Origin of the sequence: Burkholderia catarinensis (assembly GCF_001883705.2) — a bacterium.
Taxonomy (GTDB): Bacteria; Pseudomonadota; Gammaproteobacteria; order Burkholderiales; family Burkholderiaceae; genus Burkholderia; species Burkholderia catarinensis.
The window spans coordinates 17,000-37,595 of the sequence record NZ_MDEQ02000033.1 but is presented as its reverse complement, the minus strand read 5'-3'; the positions used below and the strand labels follow the sequence as shown (position 1 = coordinate 37,595).

Sequence of the window (20,596 nt, the reverse complement as noted above, 5' to 3'; positions counted from 1 at the left end):
AGCATCGCGCGCGCATCGGGGCCGTCAACTTCGCGCTATCCGATGAGTTCATCCGAGAAACCTCCCGCCACCGTCGAGCAGTTCCTGCAGCATCTGACGCAGGAGTACGACGGCCTCAGCAATCGCCTGAAGGTGATTGCGCGCCACGTGGAAACGCATCGGGACCAGCTTGGCCTGGAAGGCATCCAGTCGCTCGCGGAGGCGTGCGGCGTCCAGCCTTCCGCCGTCGTGCGCTTCGCGAAGCATTTCGGCTTCTCCGGCTTCTCCGAGATGCAGCGGCTGTTTCGCGAAGGGCTCGCGCAGCAGATCGCGCCGGGGCGCGCGTACAACCTGCGGCTGCGCGACGTGATCGAATCGGGTTCGTCGAGCCTGCAGCCCGAGCAGATTGCCGACGAATTCATCAAGGGCAGCATTGCCGGGATGCAGCAGTTGCGGCAGACGCTCGACCCGCAGGCGCTCGCGCAGGCCGTCGACCTGCTCGCCGATACGCAGGCGATCTGGATCGCGGGCTCGCGGCGCGCGTTTCCGATCGCCGTATACCTCGACTATGCGCTGCAGCATACCGACAAGCGCATCGGGCTGTTCAGCGCGCTCGGCAGCATGCATCTCGGGCAGATCCGGTCGGTGCGCCAGGGCGACGTGATGATCGTGATCTCGTTCATGCCGTATGCGGACGAGACCGTGCAGGTCGCGCAGCAGGCCGTGCAGCGCGGCGCGCGCCTGATCGCGATCACCGACAGCCGGATGAGCCCGCTTGCGCGCGAGGCCGAGGTTACGCTGATGGTGCAGGACAGCGCGACGTTCGGCTTTCGCGCGCTGACGGCCACGATGGGCCTCGCGCAGAGCCTGTTCGTCGCGCTCGCGTACCGGCTCGAGCTGTCGTACCTGCCGACCGCCGACGGCGCGCACGGCACGAAAGCCGGCTGACGCGTTCTGCCGGTGTACCGCCGGCGACATCGATCGGCGGGCGGCACACCGGCCGGCTTACTTCGAGGTCGGCATCGCGAATTCGGCGCCCTTGCCGATGCTCGACGACCAGCGCTGCATCACCGACTTCTGGCGCGTGTAGAAGCGCACGCCTTCCTCGCCGTACGCGTGCATGTCGCCGAACAGGCTCTTCTTCCAGCCGCCGAAGCCATGCCACGCCATCGGCACCGGAATCGGCACGTTGATGCCGACCATCCCGACCTGGATGCGTTGCGCGAATTCGCGCGCGATGCCGCCGTCGCTCGTGAAGCACGCGACGCCGTTGCCGAACTCGTGCGCGTTGATCAGGTCGACCGCTGCGCCGAAATCCTTCACGCGCACGCAGCCGAGCACCGGCCCGAAGATTTCTTCCTTGTAGATGCGCATCTCGGGCGTCACATGGTCGAACAGCGTGCCGCCGGTGAAGAAGCCTGCCTCGCGGCCCGGCACGCGCAGCCCGCGGCCGTCGACCACCAGTTGCGCGCCTTCGCTCACGCCTTGCTCGATATAGCCTTCGATGCGCTTCAGCGCTTCGCCGGTGACGATCGGGCCCATCTCGACTTCCGGCGACATGCCGTCGCCGATCACCAGCTTGCGCGCGCGCTCGGCGACCGCCGGCACGATCCGGTCGGCCACGTCGCCGACCAGCACCGCGATGCTGATCGCCATGCAGCGTTCGCCCGCCGAGCCATACGCGGCGCCGATCAGCGCATCGACAGCCTGCTCGATGTTCGCATCGGGCATCACGACCAGATGGTTCTTCGCGCCGCCGAGCGCCTGCACGCGCTTGCCCGACTGCACCGCGCGCTGCTGCACGTAGGCCGCGATCGGCGTCGAGCCGACGAAGCTGACGGCCTGCACGTCGGGATGGTCGAGCAGCGCGTCGACCGCGCCCTTGTCGCCCTGCACGACGTTGAACACGCCGGCCGGCAGCCCGGCCTGCGTGAGCAGGTCGGCGATGAACAGCGCGGCCGACGGGTCGCGCTCGCTCGGCTTCAGCACGAACGTGTTGCCCGTCGCGATCGCGACCGGGAACATCCAGCACGGCACCATGCACGGGAAGTTGAACGGCGTGATGCCCGCGACGACGCCGAGCGGCTGGCGCATCGTCCAGTTGTCGATGCCGGTGCTGACCTGGTCGGTGAAGTCGCCCTTCAGGAGCTGCGGTACGCCGCACGCGAATTCGATGATGTCGATGCCGCGCGCGACTTCGCCCTGCGCGTCGGAGAACACCTTGCCGTGCTCGGCCGTGATGATCGCCGCGAGCGTGTCGCGATGCTCGTTCATCAGTTGCAGGAAGCGGTGCAGCACGCGTGCGCGGCGGATCGGCGGCGTCGCGGCCCAGGCCGGGAACGCGGCGTGGGCCGATGCGACGGCATGCTGCACCTCGCTGGCGTCGGCGAGTGCCACGCGGCGCGCGGCGCGGCCGAGCGCGGGATTCAGGACGTCCTGGAAGCGGCCGCTGCGGCCGGCAACGGGCGCGCCGTCGACATAGTGGCCGATGTCGGCATCGGAGGTATATGCGGGAACCGGATTCATCGTGTCTCCTGGGGGATCGGGTACGGGTGGACGGAACCTAGTCTAGGCAAACCCGCAGGGCGGGAGAAGGCCGCGCAGCTTGATTCACTGTTCAGAATTCTGAATAATCGATGAATGAATCAGCAAAATGTCCAGGCGCTCTGGCCGCATATCCATTCGCTGACGGTACTGGCCGCGGCCGGCAGTTTCACGGCCGCCGCGCAGCGGCTCGGCATCAGCAAGGCCGCGATGAGCCAGCGCATCGCCGATCTCGAAAAGGCGGCCGGCGTGCCGCTCGTGCGCCGCACGACGCGCAGTGTGCGGCTCACCGACGCGGGCCAGACGCTCGTCGACAGCACGCGCGACGCGTTCGAGTCGATCGGGCAGCACTTCGCGCGCGTGAAGGATCTGGCCGGGGAGCCGCGCGGCCTGCTGCGCGTGACGGTGCCGGTCGCGCTCGGGCGCCAGCAGGTCGTGCCGCACCTGCCCGATTTCCTGCGGCAGCATCCGGGCGTGCAGATCGAGCTCGACCTGTCGGACCGGCTGCATTCTCTGACGCAGGAAGGCTTCGACCTCGCGATCCGTCATACGACTACCGCGCCGCAGACCCACGTCGCGTGGAAGTTGTGCGACACGCGCTCGCTGCTCGTCGCGAGCCGCGACTACCTCGATGCGCGCGGCGCGCCGCGGCACCCGAGCGAACTCGTCGACCACAGCTGCCTGTGCTACCTGCGCGACAACGAATCGGCCGCGTGGAGCTTCGAGCCGGACGGCCGGCGGCGCCAGCGCGTGAGCGTGCCGGTGCGCGGCAGTTTCGCGGCGAACAACAGCGAGGCGATGCGCGAGGCCGCGCTCGGCGGGCTCGGCATCGCGCTGCTGCCGGATTTCAGCGCGCGGCGCGATCTCGATGCCGGCCGGCTCGTCGCGCTGCTCGACGGCTGGCGGCCGTCGGGCGCGTTCGGCGAGCACATCTTCGCGATCCGCCCGTACAGCCCGGTCGTGCCGAGCGCGGTGCGCGCGCTCGTGCGGCACCTGCGCGAACGGCTCGCGGGCGGCTTCTCCGGCGCATGACGCCGGTGCCGGCTGGCGCCGGGCCGTGGGCCGCCCGGGCGGGCGCGGCGGCACTGCGGTAAAATCGCAGCTTCCTCCCGCGCCTCGTGTGGCGCGTCATTCGAAGGTCGACCGCCGATGCAGATTCACAAGGAAGTGGACGCGCGCGGGCTCAATTGCCCGTTGCCGATCCTGCGTGCCAAGAAAGCGCTTGCCGATATGGAAAGCGGGCAGATCCTCAAGGTGCTCGCGACCGATCCGGGCTCGCAGCGCGATTTCGCCGCGTTCGCGAAGCAGACGGGCAACGAGATCGTCGAATCGACGACGCAGGACAAGACCTTCGTGTTCCTGATGCGCCGCCGCTAACGGCCCGCATCGCGGGTCCCGCCGTGTCCGGCTCCGGCCGGCCGCGCCTGTCTGACAATTCTTAAACCTCGATTCGTGAGCGGCTGCGTATACTGACCCGGCCGGTCGTCCGCTCCCAGCGGAGGTGCCGGCCACGGTACGTCGTACGGCGGCGGGGGCCATGCCTGACGCTACCGTCGTACAACGGGGAGAGGACATGTCCTTCAGACCAGGGACCATTCGAAGTCCGGCCGGAGCGGAATGCATCGCGTCCGTGCACGCATCGGGATTGAGCCGTATCGAGCTCGACCCGCAACAGGATCGCCACGCACGTGCCGCGCTCGAGGCCTATGCGGATTCGGCCGCGGCCGAGATGCCGTGGCTGGCCGAGTGGCTCGACGAACGGCTGCGCGATGCCGCGCAGCACGACGGCTCGGGCCTGACCTACTGCGGTGCGACGATCGAGCGCGTGTTCGATCTGGCGCAGGCGTGGGCGGCGGCCCAGCCCGACTATGCGGCCAGCGCGTGGGACCGCGTGCGCGGCCAGCTGCAGCGGATGCTTGCGCAACCGGCGCTGTCGGAGCCGCGGTCGCCGCACATGGCCGCTGACGATTTCACCGAGCCGGTGGCCGGTATCGCGGGCGCCGATTAGGCGTCCGATTGCGCAACAGAAAGGATTATTCGAAGAAAGGACGATAGTCCGCGCAATTTCTTGGCGAATTTCATACTACTATGATGAAATCGCCGGTTCGTCCGTGCCCCGTTTTTGAGATATTTAACCGGGGTCGCCGGTTTGCGCAGGTGGCGCGAGCGGCGAACGACGGCTCGCCGGCCGATATCCGGGCGCCGCGCGCAGTCTGCGCGGCCGGGGGCAGGCGCGGGAGCTGAATGGACGAATCGCTTTCGATTTGCGGGGTGCTATGAGAATTGCTGTACTGGATGACGATCCGGCCCAGACGGATTTCGTCAGTCAAACGCTGACGGCCGTCGGCCATACGTGCTATGCGTTCAAGGAAGGCAAGGCTCTGAAGAAGCGTCTGCAGCGCGAGACGTTCGATCTGCTGGTGCTCGACTGGAACGTGCCCGACATGTCCGGCGAGGAAGTGCTCAAGTGGGTGCGTGCCAACCAGACCGAGCACAGCCTGCCGATCATCTTCATGACGAGCCGCGACGACGAGGCGGGGATCACGCAGATCCTCAACGCCGGCGCCGACGACTACGTGGTCAAGCCCGTGTCGGGCCCGATCCTGCGCGCGCGCATCGGCTCGCTGCTGCGCCGCGCGTATCCGGTCAACGCCGAGGCGACCGTACGCGAATTCGATCAATTCCGTTTCGACGTGAACCTGAAGCAGGCGTACGTCGGCGACAAGGCCGTGAGCCTCACGCAAAAGGAATTCGAGCTCGCGCTGCTGCTGTTCCAGCATCTCGACCGGCCGCTGTCGCGCGCGCACATTCTCGATCTCGTGTGGAAGCAGGCGACCGACATCCCGTCGCGCACGATGGATACGCACATCTCGATGCTGCGTACCAAGCTCGGCCTGCGGCCTGAAAACGGTTATCGCCTCGCGCCGATCTACGGTTACGGCTACCGGCTCGAACGGGTCGGCCAGGGGGAACCGGAGTGACCGCGCGCATCAAGCAGCGTACGGCGAGCCTGCGCACGGCCGCGCTGCGCGCGGCCTGCGCGGTTGCATTTGCGCTTGCCGCGCAGCATGCGGCTGCGCAGCCGCCCGTTGCCGCGGGCAAGATGGTCGTCTACCGCACGCAGGCGGGCGACACGCTGTCCGACGTCGCCGCGCGCTACCTGCAGGGCGCGGACGACTGGCAACTGCTCCAGCAGATCAACGGCGTGCCCGCGCCGAAGCACCTGCAGCCCGGCGTCGCGCTGAAGCTGCCGGTCGCGCGCCTGCGCAAGGAAAAGCTGACCGCGCGCGTCATCGCGGTGCAGGGCACGGCCGAACGCGCGTCCGGCGGCACTTACGCGCCGCTTGCGAACGATGCGACGCTCGCCGAGGGCGACCGCTTGCGCACGGGCCCGAACGGCTTCGTGACGCTCGAACTCGCCGACGGCACGCACATGAGCCTGCCGCCCGACAGCCAGCTCGACCTGAAGTCGCTGCGCCGCACCGTGCTGACCGGCACGCTCGATCGCGAGTTCGAACTCACGCGCGGCTCGGTCGACAGCGAAGTCACCCATCTGAAGAAACGCGAGGACCGCTTCCAGATCCGCTCGCCGTCGGTTGTGGCCGGCGTGCGCGGCACGCGCTTTCGCGTGAACTACGACGCGGCCGGCAATGCGTCGACGCGCGTCGAAGTGCTCGACGGCACTGTCGGCGTCGCGGGCGACCGGCAGCCGGCCGACCCGACGCTCGTGCATGCGAACTTCGGCAGCGTCGCGACGTCGTCCGGCGCGGTCGGTGCGCCCGTCGAACTGCTGCCCGCACCGGCGCTCGCGCATGCCGACAAGGTGCAGGACGAGCCCGACGTCGCGTTCGACGTCGCGCCGCTCGCACAGGCGCATGCATACCGCCTGCAGCTCGCGCACGACGCGGGGCTGTTCGACCTGTTCCGCGAAACGCGCACCGATTCGCCGCGCGCGGTCTTCCACGACGTGCCGAACGGAAACTACTTCGTGCGAATCGCCGCGATCGATGCCAACGGCCTCGAGGGGCTGCCGCGCACCTATGCGTTCGAGCGCCGCGTGATGGGGCTCGACGCGAGCGCGTCGCCCGGCGCGGGCGGCTACGAGTTCCGGTGGTCGCCGAACGGTTCGGGCCAGGATGCGCGCTACCGGTTCGTGCTGTCGCGCTCGAAGGACCTGAGCGCGCCGGTCGTCGACCAGGTCGGCCTGCAAGCGCGCCAGATCACCGTCGCGCACCTGCCGCCGGGCGACTATTTCTGGGCCGTGACCGTCGAGGAATTCGAAGGCGGCAAGTTCTACGAGAAGACCAGTCCGGTCAGCGCGTTCACGCTGTCGCGCTGACCCGCGGCGCATGAAACCCGACTCCGTTTCCCCGCGGCGGCACCTCGGCCGCCGCTTCCTGATCGAGTGGCTCGCGATCGGCTGCCTCGGGATCGCGGTGATCCTCGTGTGCGCGCTCGGCCGCCTGTCATCGAGCGTCGACGGGCTGATCTACGACCGCCTGCTGATGCTGCGCAGCCTGCCGCTGTCGCCCGACGTGGTCGTCGTCGACATCGACAACCAGAGCGTGTCGGCGCTCGGCCGCTGGCCGTGGCCGCGCGACGTGCATGCACGGCTGCTCGACACGCTGGCGCGCGCGCAGCCGGCCGCCGTCGTCTACGACGTGCTGTTCACCGAACCGTCGCCGGAGGATCGCGCGTTCGCGGACGCGATGAGCCACGTGCCGACCTTCCTGCCCGTGCTGCTGAGCCCCGAGCAGGCGGACGGCACGCGTGCCGTCGATCCGCCGGTGGCCGCGCTCGCCGCGCGTGCGATGGGGCTCGGCCACATCAACCTCGAAGTCGATCGCGACGGCATCGTGCGCAGCGTCGCGCTGTTCGAAAGCGACGGCCGCGTGCGCTGGCCGCAACTGATGGTGCCCGTGTACCGCGCGATCCAGGGCGGCCAATTGCATCCGGTCGGCGGCGTGCCCGGCGCGAACGCGCACGACCTGTCGCGCGATGCGGCCGACGAGGGCCGCTACCTGATCCCGTTCAGCCGCAACACGCCTGCCTATCCGACGCTGTCGTTCGACGACGTGCTCGAAGGGCGCGTGAAGCCCGACGCGCTGCGCGGCAAGATCGTCGTCGTCGGCGTGACGGCGTCGGGGCTCTACGACCGCTTCGCGACGCCCGTGTCCGGCGAGTTCGGCCCGCTCGCCGGCGTGTATATCCATGCCAACGTGCTCGACATGCTGGCAACCGGCAGCGCGATCTCGCCCGCGTCGCGCGCGGGGTTGTTCGCCGCGTCGCTGCTGCCGCTCGCCGTGCTGCTGGGCGGCTTCCTGATGCTGTCGCCGTGGCGCGCGCTGCTGCTGACGCTGAGCCTTGCCGCGCTTGCCGTCGTCGCAAGCCTGGCGTTGCTGTTCGAGGCGCGCGTCTGGCTGTCGCCGGCGCCGGCGATCTTCGGGCTGGTCGCCGTCTACCCGATCTGGAACTGGCGGCGCCTGGAAATGACGATGTCGTACCTGCGCCGCGAGCTGCAGCGGCTCGCCGACGAGCCGCACCTGCTGCCCGAGGCGCCGCGCACGCGCAGCGTCGGCGGCGACGTGCTCGAGCGGCAGATGGCGTTGATGGCGCAAGCCGCGCAGCGCGTACAGGACATGAAGCGCTTCGTATGGGACAGCCTCGACAGCATGCCCGAACCGATCTTCGTGACCGACCTGGCCGGCACCGTGCTGATCGCGAACCATGCGGCGAAGCGCTACGGGTCGCGGCTCGCGCTGCCGCTGCCGGAAGGGCGGCCGCTGCGCACCGCGCTCGGCGAACTGACGTTCATGAAGACCGTCGACGGCAACCCCGAACACGATGCGGCGATCCGCGAGCACTGGCCGGCCGCGCTCGACCCGACGCTCGAGGCCGAGCACGACGCGATGGCGCGCGGCATCGAGGTGCGCGATCGCGACGGGCTCGACCATCTGTTACGCTACGCGGCCTGTACGAACGCGCAGGGCCGCGTGACGGGCTGGATTGCCGGCCTCGTCGACGTGACCGAGCTGCACGCGGCCGAGCGGCACCGCGAGGAAGCGCTGCACCTGCTGTCGCACGACATGCGCTCGCCGCAGTCGTCGATCCTCGCGCTCGTCGAGATCGAGCGCGACCGCGTCGAGACCGACGCGATGCGCGGGCTGCTCGCGCGGATCGAGCGCTATGCGCACCGCGCGCTGTCGCTCGCCGACGAATTCGTGCAGTTGGCGCGCGCGGAGTCGCAGGTGTACCAGTTCGAGGTGACGAGCCTCGTCGACGTGCTGATCGATGCGAGCGACGAGGTGTGGCCGCAGGCTCAGGCGAAGCACATCCGCGTCGACACCGGCGTCGGCACCGACATATGCTGGGTGCGCGCGGACCGCTCGCTGATCACGCGTGCATTCGTGAACCTGTTGAACAATGCGGTCAAATACAGTCCGTCCAACACGGTGATCACGTGTACGCTGACGGTCGAGCACGCGTCGAAACGGATGTTCTGTACGATTCGCGATCAGGGGTACGGCATCGCGCCGGAAGATCAGCGGCATCTGTTCGAGCGTTTCAAGCGATTCCATGTCGGCGAGCGGCCCGAGATTTCGGGTTCCGGGCTCGGCATGGCATTCGTGAAGACGGTCGTCACGCGCCATGGGGGCAGCGTGTCGGTCGACAGCGAAGTCGGTGTCGGCACCGCGGTGACGGTTTCGCTGCCCGCGATCGACGAGCCGTCCGCCTGACAGGGCCGGGCGCGACGGCAGGTATTGGGGGAAAGCCATGAGAAAGGAATGGGCGGCGGCCGCGCTGGCGGCATCGCTGTTGACGGGTTGCGCCGGCGTGACGAGCGGCGTGAGTGCGGTCGGGCAGCCGAACGCGTTTGCATCCGATGCGCACGGCTACGATTTCGTGCGGACGGCCGCACAGGCCGACGACGCCGAATACGGGCAGATCGAGACGCTCGTGCGCGACGAACTCGCGCACCGCGGCTTCGACGCGCAGCCGCTTGCGGCCGCGCGCTACCGGCTGTCGATCGCGTATGCGACGCAGCCGGCGTCGGTCGCGGCGAGCGCCGACCACTGCGGCGCCGCGAGCAGCGCATGCGTGACGGTCGACGGCCCGGCGCCGTTCGCGCTGCCGTTCATGGGCAGCGTGTATCGCCACGTGCTGACGCTGCGTTTCGTCGATGCGAAATCGGGTGCCGACGTCTATCGCGTATCGGCCGCGCTGCGCGATCGCGACCCCGGCACGCAGCAGGCCGCGCCGGCGCTCGTGAAGAGCGCGCTCGCGAAGCTGCCGTTCGGTGACGGCGGCGGCTGGCTCGTCAAGACGAAAAAAGACGACGCGGGCGGAATGCCGGGCGTCGTCTCGATAAAGCCGGCCGAAGCGCGCTGAGCGGCGGCCGGTGAGGTGAGGGCGGGCCCGCCGGGGCGAGCCCTTGCCGCGTTCAGGCGGCCGGTTGTGCGCCGTCGCGCGTGCGCAGGTACGCTTCGAAGTCCGCGCCGACTTCCGGGTGGCGCAGCGCGAATTCGACCGTCGCCTTCAGGTAGCCGAGCTTGCTGCCGCAGTCGTAGCGCGTGCCCTGGTACTTGTAGGCCAGCACCTGTTCATCGGCGAGCAGTGCTTGGATCGCGTCGGTGAGCTGCAGTTCGCCGCCCGCGCCGGGCTTCAGCGCACGCAGGTGTTCGAAGATCCGCGGCTTCAGGATATAGCGGCCCACGACGCCGAGGTTCGACGGCGCGACTTCCGGCGCCGGCTTCTCGATGATCGCCGACATCTTGACGATCGACTCTTCCCACTCCTTGCCGTCGACGATCCCGTACGATTTCGTCTCCGACGGCGGGATCTCTTCGACGCCGATCACCGAGCTGTGATAGTGGTCGAACACGTCGACCATCTGCTTCATCACGGGCGGATTGCCGTCGAGCAGGTCGTCGGCGAGGATCACCGCGAACGGATTGTCGGCCACGAGCTTTTCCGCGCACAGCACCGCATGGCCGAGGCCGAGCGCTTCCGGCTGGCGCACGTAGAAGCAGTCGACATGGCTCGGCTTGATGCTGCGCACGAGTTCGAGCAGCTTTTCCTTGCCGCGCGCCTCGAGTTCGGCCTCGACTTCGTACGACTTGTCGAAGTGATCCTCGATCGCGCGCTTGCTGCGCCCGGTGACGAAGATCATCTCGGTAATGCCGGCGGCGATCGCTTCCTCGACTGCGTACTGGATCAGCGGCTTGTCGACGACCGGCAGCATTTCCTTCGGGCTCGCCTTCGTTGCCGGGAGGAACCGCGTGCCGAGGCCGGCAACGGGGAATACCGCCTTGGTGACTTTCAACATGATCGAACCTTTATTCCTGTAATCGACTTGTCAGACGAGGTATGTTCACGTCCCCATTATAGTGAACGCAAACGGCCTTACCGATTGTTACGCAGGCAACCGGTCGAGCTGCGCACGCAGTTTCTCGAGCGTGCTCTGGAATTCGGCGACGCGCTTTTGCTCCTGTTCGACCACGGCCGGCGGCGCTTTCGCGACGAAGGCCTCGTTGCCGAGCTTCGCGTTGCACTTCACGATCTCGCCCGACAGGCGCGCGATTTCCTTCGACAGGCGCTCGCGCTCGGCCGCGACGTCGATTTCCACCTTCAGCACCAGCTTGTTCGGGCCGACGATCGCGATCGGCGCACCGTGCGCTTCCTTGTCGAGCGCCGCTTCGTCCGCGAGGATCTGCACTTCCGACAGGCGCGCGAGGGCCTGGACGTACGGCGCGAACGAGCGCAGGCGCTCGGCATCGCCGGCCGCGAGCAGCGGCACCTTCGTCGCCGGCGACAGGTTCATCTCGCCGCGCAGGTTGCGGCACGCGTCGACGATCGCCTTCAGGTCGGCCGCCCACTGTTCGGACGCCTCGTCGATCTTCTTCAACTCGGCGAGCGGATACGCCTGCGTCATCAGCGACGCTTCGCCCTCGGCCTTGCCCTGCGGATAACGGCCCGCGAGCGGCGCGACCTTCTGCCAGAGCGCTTCGGTGATGAACGGGATGACCGGGTGCGCGAGCCGCAGCACTGTTTCCAGCACGCGCAGCAGCGTGCGGCGGGTCGCGCGTTGCTGTTCCGGCGTGCCGTTCTGGATCTGCACCTTCGCGAGTTCGAGATACCAGTCGCAGTATTCGTCCCACACGAACTTGTAGATGCTGGTCGCGACGTTGTCGAAGCGGTAATCGGCGAAACCCTTCGCGATGTCGGCTTCGACGCGCTGCAGCAGCGACACGATCCAGCGGTCGGCCGCCGAGAAGTCGAGGTAGCCGCCGGGGCCGCAATCGCCCGCGCCGCACACTTCCGGCTTGTCGAGCCCGCAGTCGTGGCCTTCGCAGTTCATCAGCACGAAGCGCGTCGCGTTCCACAGCTTGTTGCAGAAGTTGCGGTAGCCTTCGCAGCGCGCGAGGTCGAAGTTCACGTTGCGGCCGAGCGTCGCCATTGACGCCATCGTGAAACGCAGCGCGTCGGTGCCGAACGCGGGGATGCCGTCCGGGAATTCCTTGCGCGTCTTCTTCTCGATCGTCGCGGCCTGCTTCGGATTCATCAGGCCCGTCGTGCGTTTCGCGACCAGCGCTTCGAGGTCGATGCCGTCGACGATGTCGATCGGGTCGAGCGTGTTGCCCTTGCTCTTCGACATCTTCTGGCCTTCCGCGTCGCGCACGAGGCCATGCATGTAGACGGTGTGGAACGGCACCTTGCCGGTGAAGTGCGTGGTCATCATCACCATCCGGGCGACCCAGAAGAAGATGATGTCGAAGCCCGTGACGAGCACCGACGACGGCAGGAAATGCTTCAGTTCGGGCGTTTCGTTCGGCCAGCCGAGCGACGAGAACGGCACGAGCGCCGACGAGAACCACGTGTCTAGCACGTCCTCGTCGCGCTTCAGCGCACCCGTGTAGCCCTTGGCGGCGGCCTGTGCGCGCGCGTCTTCCTCGCTGCGCGCGACGAACACCTCGCCGTTCTCGCCGTACCACGCCGGAATCTGGTGGCCCCACCACAGCTGGCGCGAGATGCACCAGTCCTGGATGTTCTCGAGCCACTGGTAGTAGGTGGTCGTCCAGTTCTCCGGGACGAACTTGATCTGGCCGTCGCGCACGACGTCGAGCGACACCTCGGTGATCGACTTGCCCGGGTGGAACGTGCCTTCCGGCGCCGGCTTCGTCATCGCGACGAACCACTGGTCGGTCAGCAGCGGCTCGATCACGACGCCCGTGCGGTCGCCGCGCGGCACCATCAGCTTGTGCGGCTTGACCGAGTCGAGGAAGCCTTCTGCGTCGAGGTCGGCGACGATCGCCTTGCGCGCGTCGAAGCGGTCGAGACCGCGATACTGCTCGGGGCCGTTGTCGTTGATCTTCGCGTCGAGCGTCAGGATCTCGATCGGCGCGAGCTGGTGGCGCAGGCCGACCTGGTAGTCGTTGAAGTCGTGCGCGGGCGTGACCTTCACGACGCCCGTGCCGAACTCGCGGTCGACGTAGTCGTCGGCGATCACCGGGATCTCGCGGCCGGTCAGCGGCAGCGTCACGAGCTTGCCGATCAGGTGCGCGTAGCGCTCGTCTTCCGGATGGACCATCAGCGCGACGTCGCCGAGCATCGTTTCCGGGCGTGTGGTCGCGACCGTCAGCGAGCCCGAACCGTCGACGAGCGGGTAGCGGATGTGCCACAGGTGGCCGTTTTCCTCTTCGCTCACGACCTCGAGATCCGACACCGCGGTGAGCAGTACCGGATCCCAGTTGACGAGGCGCTTGCCGCGGTAGATCAGGCCCTGTTCATGGAGCGTGACGAACACGTCGCGCACGGCGGCCGACATCTTGTCGTCCATCGTGAAGTATTCGCGCGACCAGTCGGTCGACGCGCCGAGCCGGCGCACCTGGTCCGTGATCGTCGAACCGGACTTCTGCTTCCATTCCCACACGCGCTCGACGAACTTCTCGCGGCCGAGGTCGTGGCGCGACACGCCCTGCGCGTCGAGCTGGCGCTCGACGACGATCTGGGTGGCGATCCCCGCGTGGTCGGTGCCGGGCACCCACAGCGTGTTCTCGCCGAGCATCCGGTGGTAGCGGGCGAGGCCGTCCATGATCGTCTGGTTGAACGCGTGGCCCATGTGCAGCGTGCCCGTCACGTTCGGCGGCGGCAGCTGGATCGCGAAATCGGGTCGGGTTGCGTCGAACGCCGGGGTGGCATAGGCGCGTTTTTCCCACTCCGGCCCCCATTGGGATTCGATGTTGTGGGGTTCGAAACTCTTCGCAAGCGTGCTGTCGCTCATAGAAAATCTGCCAAAAAATGCGTGTGAACTGGATGCGGAATCTGACAATTATAGATGCATCGATATTGATGGTCAGTCACTGATATCGGCGCATCGATATTTGCCAGCTATTACGGACCTCACCCGGCACACGCTGCTGCCATCGCAGCAGGTTTGCTCGATCACGGATGGCAAGCGTCGCGACCGACTTATAATGTCGGGTCCGCATTTTTCTCGCCCGTCCGCCGCCGCTCCATGCCCGATCTGCTCGCCAATCTGAACCCCGAACAACACGCCGCCGTCACGTTGCCGAACGAACCGGCGCTGATCCTTGCAGGGGCGGGCAGCGGCAAGACCCGCGTGCTGATCACGCGCATCGCGTGGCTGATCCAGCAGGGCTACGCGTCGCCGCCCACCGTGCTTGCCGTCACCTTCACGAACAAGGCCGCGCGCGAGATGATGGCGCGCCTGTCGGCGATGATGCCGATCGACACGCGCGGGATGTGGATCGGCACGTTCCACGGCCTGTGCAACCGGATGCTGCGCACGCACTGGCGCGACGCCGGCCTGCCGCAGACCTTCCAGATCCTCGACACGGCCGACCAGCTGTCCGCGATCAAGCGGATGATGAAGGCGGCGAACGTCGATGACGAGAAATATCCGCCGAAGAACGTCCAGTACTTCATCAACAACGCGAAGGAACAGGGGCTGCGTCCCGACAAGGTCGACGCGACCGACAACTTCAACCGCAAGTTCGTCGAGCTGTACCAGGCGTACGACCAGCAGTGCCAGCGCGAGGGCGTCGTCGATTTTCCCGAGCTGCTGCTGCGCTGCTACGAACTGCTCGCGTACAACGCGCCGCTGCGCGCGCACTACCAGGCGCGCTTCAAGCACATCCTCGTCGACGAGTTCCAGGACACCAACAAGCTGCAGTACGCGTGGCTCAAGATGCTCGCGGGCGGCCAGAACGCGATCTTCGCGGTCGGCGACGACGACCAGTCGATCTACGCGTTCCGCGGCGCGAACGTCGGCAACATGCGCGACTTCGAAGACGAATTCCGCGTGCGCAACCTGATCAAGCTCGAGCAGAACTACCGGTCGCACGGCAACATCCTCGATGCGGCGAACCAGCTGATCTCGAACAATGCGCACCGCCTCGGCAAGAACCTGCGCACCGACGCGGGCCACGGCGAGCCCGTGCGCGTGTACGAGGCGAGCACCGATTCCCAGGAAGCCGGCTGGATCGTCGAGGAGATCCGCTCGCTGATCAACACCGGGATGGCGCGCAGCGAAGTGGCCGTCCTGTACCGCAGCAACGCGCAGTCGCGCTCGATCGAGCACACGCTGATGTCGTCGGGCATCCCGTACCGCGTGTACGGCGGCCTGCGCTTCTTCGAGCGGCAGGAAGTGAAGCACGCGCTCGCGTACCTGCGCCTGATCGACAACCCGAACGACGATACGGCGTTCGTGCGGGTCGTGAATTTCCCGACCCGCGGGATCGGCGCGCGCTCGATCGAGCAGCTGGCCGACGCCGCGCGGCTGTACGGCTGCTCGATGGCCGCCGCGATTCCGTACGTGACGGGCAAGGCCGGCACGAGCCTCGGCGGGTTCGCGAACCTGGTCGCGAAGATGCGCGCCGAAACCCAGCAGATGAACCTGCCCGACACCGTCGAGCACGTCGTGCGCGCGAGCGGCCTCGCCGATTTCTACCAGGGCGAGCGCGAAGGGCAGGACCGCCTCGAGAACTTGCAGGAACTCGTGAACGCGGCCACCGCGTTCATCGCCGAGGAAGGCTACGGGCTCGACACGCCGGCCCGCTCGATCCCGCTGCGCGCGGGCGCGATCGCGGCGCCCGGGCTCGGTGCGCCGACAGACGATCCGGCGGTCGACGTGCTCGACCCGGAATCGCCCGCCGACCCGGCACAGAACCCCGACACGATGACGCCGCTCGCGGGCTTCCTGTCGCATGCGTCGCTGGAGGCCGGCGACAACCAGGCGCAGGCCGGCCAGGACGCCGTGCAACTGATGACGGTGCACGCGGCGAAGGGGCTCGAATTCTCGGCCGTGTTCATCACGGGCCTCGAGGAAGGGCTGTTCCCGCACGAGAACAGCGTGCTCGAATCGGACGGTCTCGAGGAAGAGCGCCGGCTGATGTATGTCGCGATCACGCGCGCGAAGGAGCGGCTCTACCTGTCGTTCGCGCAGAGCCGGATGCTGCACGGCCAGACGCGCTACAACGTGCGTTCGCGCTTCTTCGACGAGCTGCCGGAGCACGTGCTGAAGTGGTTGACGCCGAAGGTCGAGGCCGGTTCGCGCTGGGGCGGGCGTTCGGACAACGCCGGGTACGGGCGCGACTGGTTCGCGCGGCCGGGCGGCGGCAGTCGCGAGCAGATCGTCGACGCGGCCGTGACCGCGCCGCTGCCCGCGTTCGCGGACAAGCAGCGCGCCGCCGGCGCCGGCTTCCGGGTCGGCCAGCAGGTGTTCCATACCAAGTTCGGCGAAGGCACGGTCACCGCGCTCGAGGGCAACGGCGCCGATGCGAAGGCGCAGGTGAAGTTCAAGCGGCACGGCGAGAAGTGGCTCGCGCTCGCGGTCGCGAAACTGCAGACGGTGGAATGATGAGCATCGACCTGGTTGTGACGCCTGCGGCACGCCCGCTCGGCATTCTGGCTGCGCTGCCCGAGGAACTCGGCGACCTGATCGCCGCGATGCGCGCCGACGGCGCGATGAAGACGGTCACGCTCGGCCGCCGCGACTATCACGTCGGCACCGTGCACGGCGCGGCCTGCGTCGTGACGCTCGCGCGGGTCGGCAAGGTCGCGGCCGCGGCGACGGTCAGCGCGCTGATCCACGTGTTCGGCGTGGCGGGCGTCGTGTTCACCGGCGTCGCGGGCGGCGTGTCGCGCACGGTGCGTGTCGGCGACGTCGTCGTGGCCGACATGCTGCTGCAGCACGATCTCGACGCGTCGCCGCTCTTTCCGCGCTACGAGGTGCCGCTGCTCGGCATCACGCGTTTCGCGACCGACGCGGCACTGACGGCGCGTCTGCGGGCCGCATGCACGCTGTTCGTCGCGGAAGAGGGCGCGCGGTTCGCCGAGCGCTTCGGGCTGGCCGGCGCGACGCTGCACGCCGGGCTCATCATCAGCGGCGACCGCTTCGTGTCGAGCGAGCGCGAGGTCTTCGCGCTGCGCGACGCGCTGCCGGACGCACTCGCGGTCGAAATGGAAGGCGCCGCGATCGCGCAGGTGTGCGCGGAGCATGACGTGCCGTTCGCGCTCGTGCGCACGATTTCCGATACGGCCGACGATCACGCCACGCAGTCGTTCTCGCACTTCCTGTCGGCGATCGCGAGCAGCTATTCGTCCGGCATCCTCAAGCGTTTCCTGACGCTGCATGCGACGACGGCGGCCTGAAGCCGCTGTCGTTTTCTCCGTTCAAGCCGGTCGACCGGCCGCGGCGCGCGCGCCGCGGCCGGCTTGTCACGCCTTCTTGCGCCGGCTGCTTTCGAGGTTCGGCAGGAACACCGTCAGCACGCCGATCAGCGGCAGGAACGAGCACACCTTGTAGACGAACGGGATGCTCGTCGCGTCGGCGAGCTGGCCGAGCACGGCCGCGCCGACGCCGCCGAGGCCGAACGCGAAACCGAAGAACAGGCCCGCGACCATCCCGACCTTGCCGGGCATCAGCTCCGTCGCGTAGACGAGGATCGCGGCGAACGCCGACGCCAGCACGATACCGATGATCACGGTCAGCACGCTCGTCCAGAACAGGTTCGCGTACGGCAACAGCAGCGTGAACGGCGCAACGCCGAGGATCGATGCCCAGATCACGTACTTGCGGCCGATCCGGTCGCCGACGGGCCCGCCGATCAGCGTGCCGGCCGCCACGGCCGCGAGGAACACGAACAGGTGGATCTGCGCGGCCTGCACCGACAGGTGGAACTTGTCGATCAGGTAGAACGTGAAATAGCTGTTGATGCTTGCGAGGTAGAAGTACTTCGAGAACACGAGCAGCACCAGCACGCCGATCGCGCCCATCACGCGGCCGCGCGACAGCGTCGGGTGGCCGGCCGCCGCGGCCTTCTTCTTCATCGACGGGTGCTTCTTGTACCAGTGGCCGATCTGCGTGAGCACGATCATCGCGACGAGCGCGGCCGCCGAGAACCACGCGATGCTGTGCTGGCCGTGCGGAATGATCACGAGCGCGGCGAGCAGCGGCCCGAGCGCGGAGCCCGCATTGCCGCCCACCTGGAACACCGACTGAGCGAGCCCGTGCTGGCCGCCCGATGCCATCCGCGCGACGCGCGACGATTCAGGATGGAACACCGACGAACCGCAGCCGACGAGCGCCGCGGCCACCAGCAGCATCTGGAAATTCGGCGCGACCGACATCAGCAGCAGCCCCGCGAGCGTGAAGCCCATGCCGATCGGCAGCGAATACGGCTTCGGACGCTTGTCGGTATAGAGGCCGATGAGCGGCTGCAGCAGCGACGCGGTGATCTGGTAGGTGAGCGTGATCAGGCCGATCTGCGCGAACGACAGCGCGAACTGGCTCTTGAGCATCGGATAGATCGCGAGGATCAACGACTGGATCATGTCGTTGAGCATGTGCGAGAAACTGATCGCGCCCAGCACCGGGTAGACGGTGCGGGGCACGGGTGGCGCGGACGGCTGGGCGGCGGCGGCGCCGGCGGATCCGGTGTCGAGGCTGGTTTCCATGTGAGCTGAGCGAGTTGAGGTGGCGGGCGCGCTCTGATGGGGATCGGCGCGTTTTGAATCGTTGCTGCGTCAAAGAAGTGTAATGTGGCGTATCGAGAATGTCAGGCCAAGTTTTATCGCGAATCGGACATTGATCCGACAGATCGGCCGGCCCCTGCTTTTTTGAACGGGTATAACGCTGGCGGCGCGTCTGCTCGTCCACAAGGCGGAGCGCGGGGCGTGTTTTACCGGACTCAAGAAACGGCGGTGGCGGCCGTAGAACGACTCAATGACGACAGGCGCGCCGCGCCCGGCACCGGCTATCCGCCGTGCGGGCGCAGGACGCGCGGCATGACCTGCCATCGCGGGATTGCCGGAGCGCCGGCCGCCGGAACCGACCTTTCCGGCAGCGTGATCAATACGGGGATATATCGATGAAAGCAGCATCATTGCATCCGCAGCCAGGTGCGGCAGCCGCCGCACCCGGCGTTGCCGCCCGTCGCGCCGCACGGCGCCCGCGCGCGTCGCGTCGCGAGCGCCGGCCGTGGACCGTCAAGGCGACGTTGCGCGCCGCATTCGCGATCCTGCTGGCCGGCACGCTGGCGATCGGCATGTTTTCGCTGTGGCAGATCAGCCGGCTGAACGCGTCGATCTCGTCGGTCTACGAGCAGGGTCACGTCGCGAGCCGCGCGGCCGAGGAGGTCCGGGCCGAGGTGCTGCGTGCGAGCCGTGCCCAGAAGATGCTGCTGACCGCGACCACCGCGAAGGAGCGCGACGAACTGGGCGCCGACGTCGGCGCGGGGCTCGCGTCGATCGGCCAGGCGCTCGGCACGCTGCAGCGCTACGCGGATCCGGCCGACGCGGACGATTCGGCCCGATTGCGCGCCTTCTCGACGGTGGTGGGCACGTGGAGCGCGCATCTGCGCGATTTCGTCGCGCTCGTGCGCGCGCAGCCGCTCGACCTGTCGCAGATGAACTGGCAGGTCGGCACGCAGGACGTGTCGCTTCTGGTCGAAACCGGCAAGCTCGAGAAACTCGTCGCCGAACTCGTGAAAACGCGCGGCGCGAAGTCGAAGGCGACGCTCGATGCGTCCGCCACCATTTTCTCGTCGTCGTTCGCGATGATCGCGGCGATGACGGCTGCGCTGATCGTTCTCGCGATCGCGATCGCCGAGCGCGTCGTGCGCCGTCTCGCGTCGCAGCTCGGCGGCGAGCCCGCGCACGCGAAGGCGATCGCCGCGGACATCGCGCGCGGCGACCTGACGCGACCGATCGTGCTCGGCCAGCACGACCGCGACAGCATGGTGCGCGCGCTGGCCGAGATGCAGACGGGGCTCGCGGCGACCGTCGGCGAGATCGCCGTCAGCGCCGAGGCCATCGCGGCCGCGTCCGGCGAGATCTCCACCGGCAATCTCGACCTGTCGCGGCGCACCGAGCAGCAGGCCGTCGCGCTCGAGCGCACCGCGGCCAGCATGGAGCAGCTCACGTCGACCGTGCGGCAGAACGCCGAGAATGCGCGGCAGGCGAGCGCGCTCGCGGCCAATGCGTCGGCCGTCGCGGAGACGGGCGGTGAAGTCGTCGGGCGCGTGGTCGCGACGATGAGCGAGATCGACGACAGCGCGAAAAACATTCGCGACATCATCGGTACGATCGAGGGGATCGCGTTCCAGACCAACATTCTCGCGTTGAACGCGGCGGTCGAGGCCGCGCGTGCCGGCGAGCAGGGGCGCGGCTTCTCGGTGGTCGCGGGCGAGGTACGCCTGCTCGCGCAGCGCGCGGCAACGGCGGCGAAGGAGATCCGCGGGCTGATCGGCGCGTCGGTCGAGCGCGTCGCGAACGGCGCGGCGCTCGCGCACGATGCGGGCCGCACGATGGGCGACGTCGTGCGCGCGGTCAAGCGCGTGACCGACATCATCGGCGAGATTTCCGCGGCCTCGGACGAGCAGAGCGCCGGGATCGACGAGATCGGCCGCGCGGTCACGCAGATGGACGCCGGCACGCAGCAGAACGCGGCCCTCGTCGAGCAGGCCGCTGCCGCGGCGAACGCGCTCGACGAGCAGGCGCAGGCATTGAAGTCGCTGGTCGGGCGCTTTCGCATCGCGGCCTGAGCGCGCTG

The 20,596-nt window shown here is 68.0% G+C and carries 15 protein-coding genes; 11 read left to right on the top strand and 4 right to left on the bottom strand.

Annotation, left to right across the window (positions count from 1 at the left end; translation table 11 throughout):
• The first annotated feature begins 42 nt into the window (after positions 1–42).
• Positions 43–927: a MurR/RpiR family transcriptional regulator gene (locus BFF94_RS33105; RefSeq protein ID WP_128849338.1), complete on the top strand. Its 885-nt coding sequence runs from the start codon at positions 43–45 to the stop codon at positions 925–927.
• Between the two features lie 57 nt (positions 928–984).
• Here BFF94_RS33105 and BFF94_RS33100 read toward each other — a convergent pair whose 3' ends face one another.
• Complete coding sequence (locus tag BFF94_RS33100) at positions 985–2,505, bottom strand: CoA-acylating methylmalonate-semialdehyde dehydrogenase (RefSeq protein ID WP_128849334.1); 1,521 nt, start codon at positions 2,503–2,505, stop codon at positions 985–987.
• 114 nt (positions 2,506–2,619) lie between these two features.
• Here BFF94_RS33100 and BFF94_RS33095 point away from each other — a divergent pair, with 114 nt between their 5' ends.
• The 7 genes from BFF94_RS33095 to BFF94_RS33065 all read left to right on the top strand — a co-directional run bounded on the left by BFF94_RS33095 (position 2,620) and on the right by BFF94_RS33065 (position 9,912).
• Positions 2,620–3,555: a LysR family transcriptional regulator gene (locus BFF94_RS33095; RefSeq protein ID WP_219140288.1), complete on the top strand. Its 936-nt coding sequence runs from the start codon at positions 2,620–2,622 to the stop codon at positions 3,553–3,555.
• 117 nt (positions 3,556–3,672) lie between these two features.
• Positions 3,673–3,900, top strand: coding sequence for a sulfurtransferase TusA family protein (locus tag BFF94_RS33090; RefSeq protein WP_006402122.1), 228 nt, complete (start codon positions 3,673–3,675; stop codon positions 3,898–3,900).
• A gap of 196 nt (positions 3,901–4,096) precedes the next feature.
• Complete coding sequence (locus tag BFF94_RS33085; protein WP_128849331.1) at positions 4,097–4,531, top strand: peptidase; 435 nt, start codon at positions 4,097–4,099, stop codon at positions 4,529–4,531.
• A 268-nt stretch (positions 4,532–4,799) separates the two neighbouring features.
• Positions 4,800–5,504, top strand: coding sequence for a response regulator transcription factor (locus BFF94_RS33080; protein WP_006490421.1), 705 nt, complete (start codon positions 4,800–4,802; stop codon positions 5,502–5,504).
• Positions 5,501–6,862 carry a FecR family protein gene (locus tag BFF94_RS33075; protein WP_128849328.1) on the top strand — a complete coding sequence of 454 codons (1,362 nt, stop codon included), beginning with the start codon at positions 5,501–5,503 and terminating at the stop codon, positions 6,860–6,862. The genes BFF94_RS33080 and BFF94_RS33075 overlap by 4 nt, the downstream gene beginning before the upstream one ends.
• A gap of 10 nt (positions 6,863–6,872) precedes the next feature.
• Positions 6,873–9,260, top strand: a complete 2,388-nt coding sequence (locus BFF94_RS33070; RefSeq protein ID WP_128849326.1) for a CHASE2 domain-containing protein — start codon at positions 6,873–6,875, stop codon at positions 9,258–9,260.
• Between the two features lie 37 nt (positions 9,261–9,297).
• Positions 9,298–9,912 (top strand): DUF4136 domain-containing protein, encoded by a 615-nt coding sequence (locus tag BFF94_RS33065; protein ID WP_219140287.1) that lies wholly within the window; start codon positions 9,298–9,300, stop codon positions 9,910–9,912.
• A 52-nt stretch (positions 9,913–9,964) separates the two neighbouring features.
• On the opposite strand, the gene galU is transcribed toward BFF94_RS33065, so the two are convergent.
• The gene (galU, locus tag BFF94_RS33060; RefSeq protein WP_128843729.1) at positions 9,965–10,849 is read right to left on the bottom strand and encodes a UTP--glucose-1-phosphate uridylyltransferase GalU; all 885 of its coding nucleotides are present in this window, start codon (positions 10,847–10,849) and stop codon (positions 9,965–9,967) included.
• 87 nt (positions 10,850–10,936) lie between these two features.
• Positions 10,937–13,804, bottom strand: a complete 2,868-nt coding sequence (locus BFF94_RS33055) for a valine--tRNA ligase (protein WP_128843730.1) — start codon at positions 13,802–13,804, stop codon at positions 10,937–10,939.
• A gap of 234 nt (positions 13,805–14,038) precedes the next feature.
• On the opposite strand from BFF94_RS33055, the gene BFF94_RS33050 reads away from it, so the two are divergent.
• Complete coding sequence (locus BFF94_RS33050; RefSeq protein WP_219140286.1) at positions 14,039–16,402, top strand: UvrD-helicase domain-containing protein; 2,364 nt, start codon at positions 14,039–14,041, stop codon at positions 16,400–16,402.
• Entirely contained in the window at positions 16,399–17,196 is a 798-nt protein-coding gene (locus BFF94_RS33045) for a 5'-methylthioadenosine/adenosylhomocysteine nucleosidase (protein ID WP_128843731.1), read from the top strand. Before BFF94_RS33050 ends, BFF94_RS33045 begins: the two co-directional genes overlap by 4 nt.
• A 66-nt stretch (positions 17,197–17,262) precedes the next feature.
• Here the strand turns inward: BFF94_RS33045 and BFF94_RS33040 are convergent, their stop codons facing one another.
• A complete protein-coding gene (locus tag BFF94_RS33040; protein ID WP_128843732.1) occupies positions 17,263–18,501 on the bottom strand; it encodes an MFS transporter in 1,239 nt (412 codons plus the stop codon).
• Between the two features lie 413 nt (positions 18,502–18,914).
• Between BFF94_RS33040 and BFF94_RS33035 the strand changes: the two genes are divergently transcribed.
• Positions 18,915–20,588 (top strand): methyl-accepting chemotaxis protein, encoded by a 1,674-nt coding sequence (locus BFF94_RS33035; protein ID WP_219140285.1) that lies wholly within the window; start codon positions 18,915–18,917, stop codon positions 20,586–20,588.
• Positions 20,589–20,596: the final 8 nt, after the last annotated feature.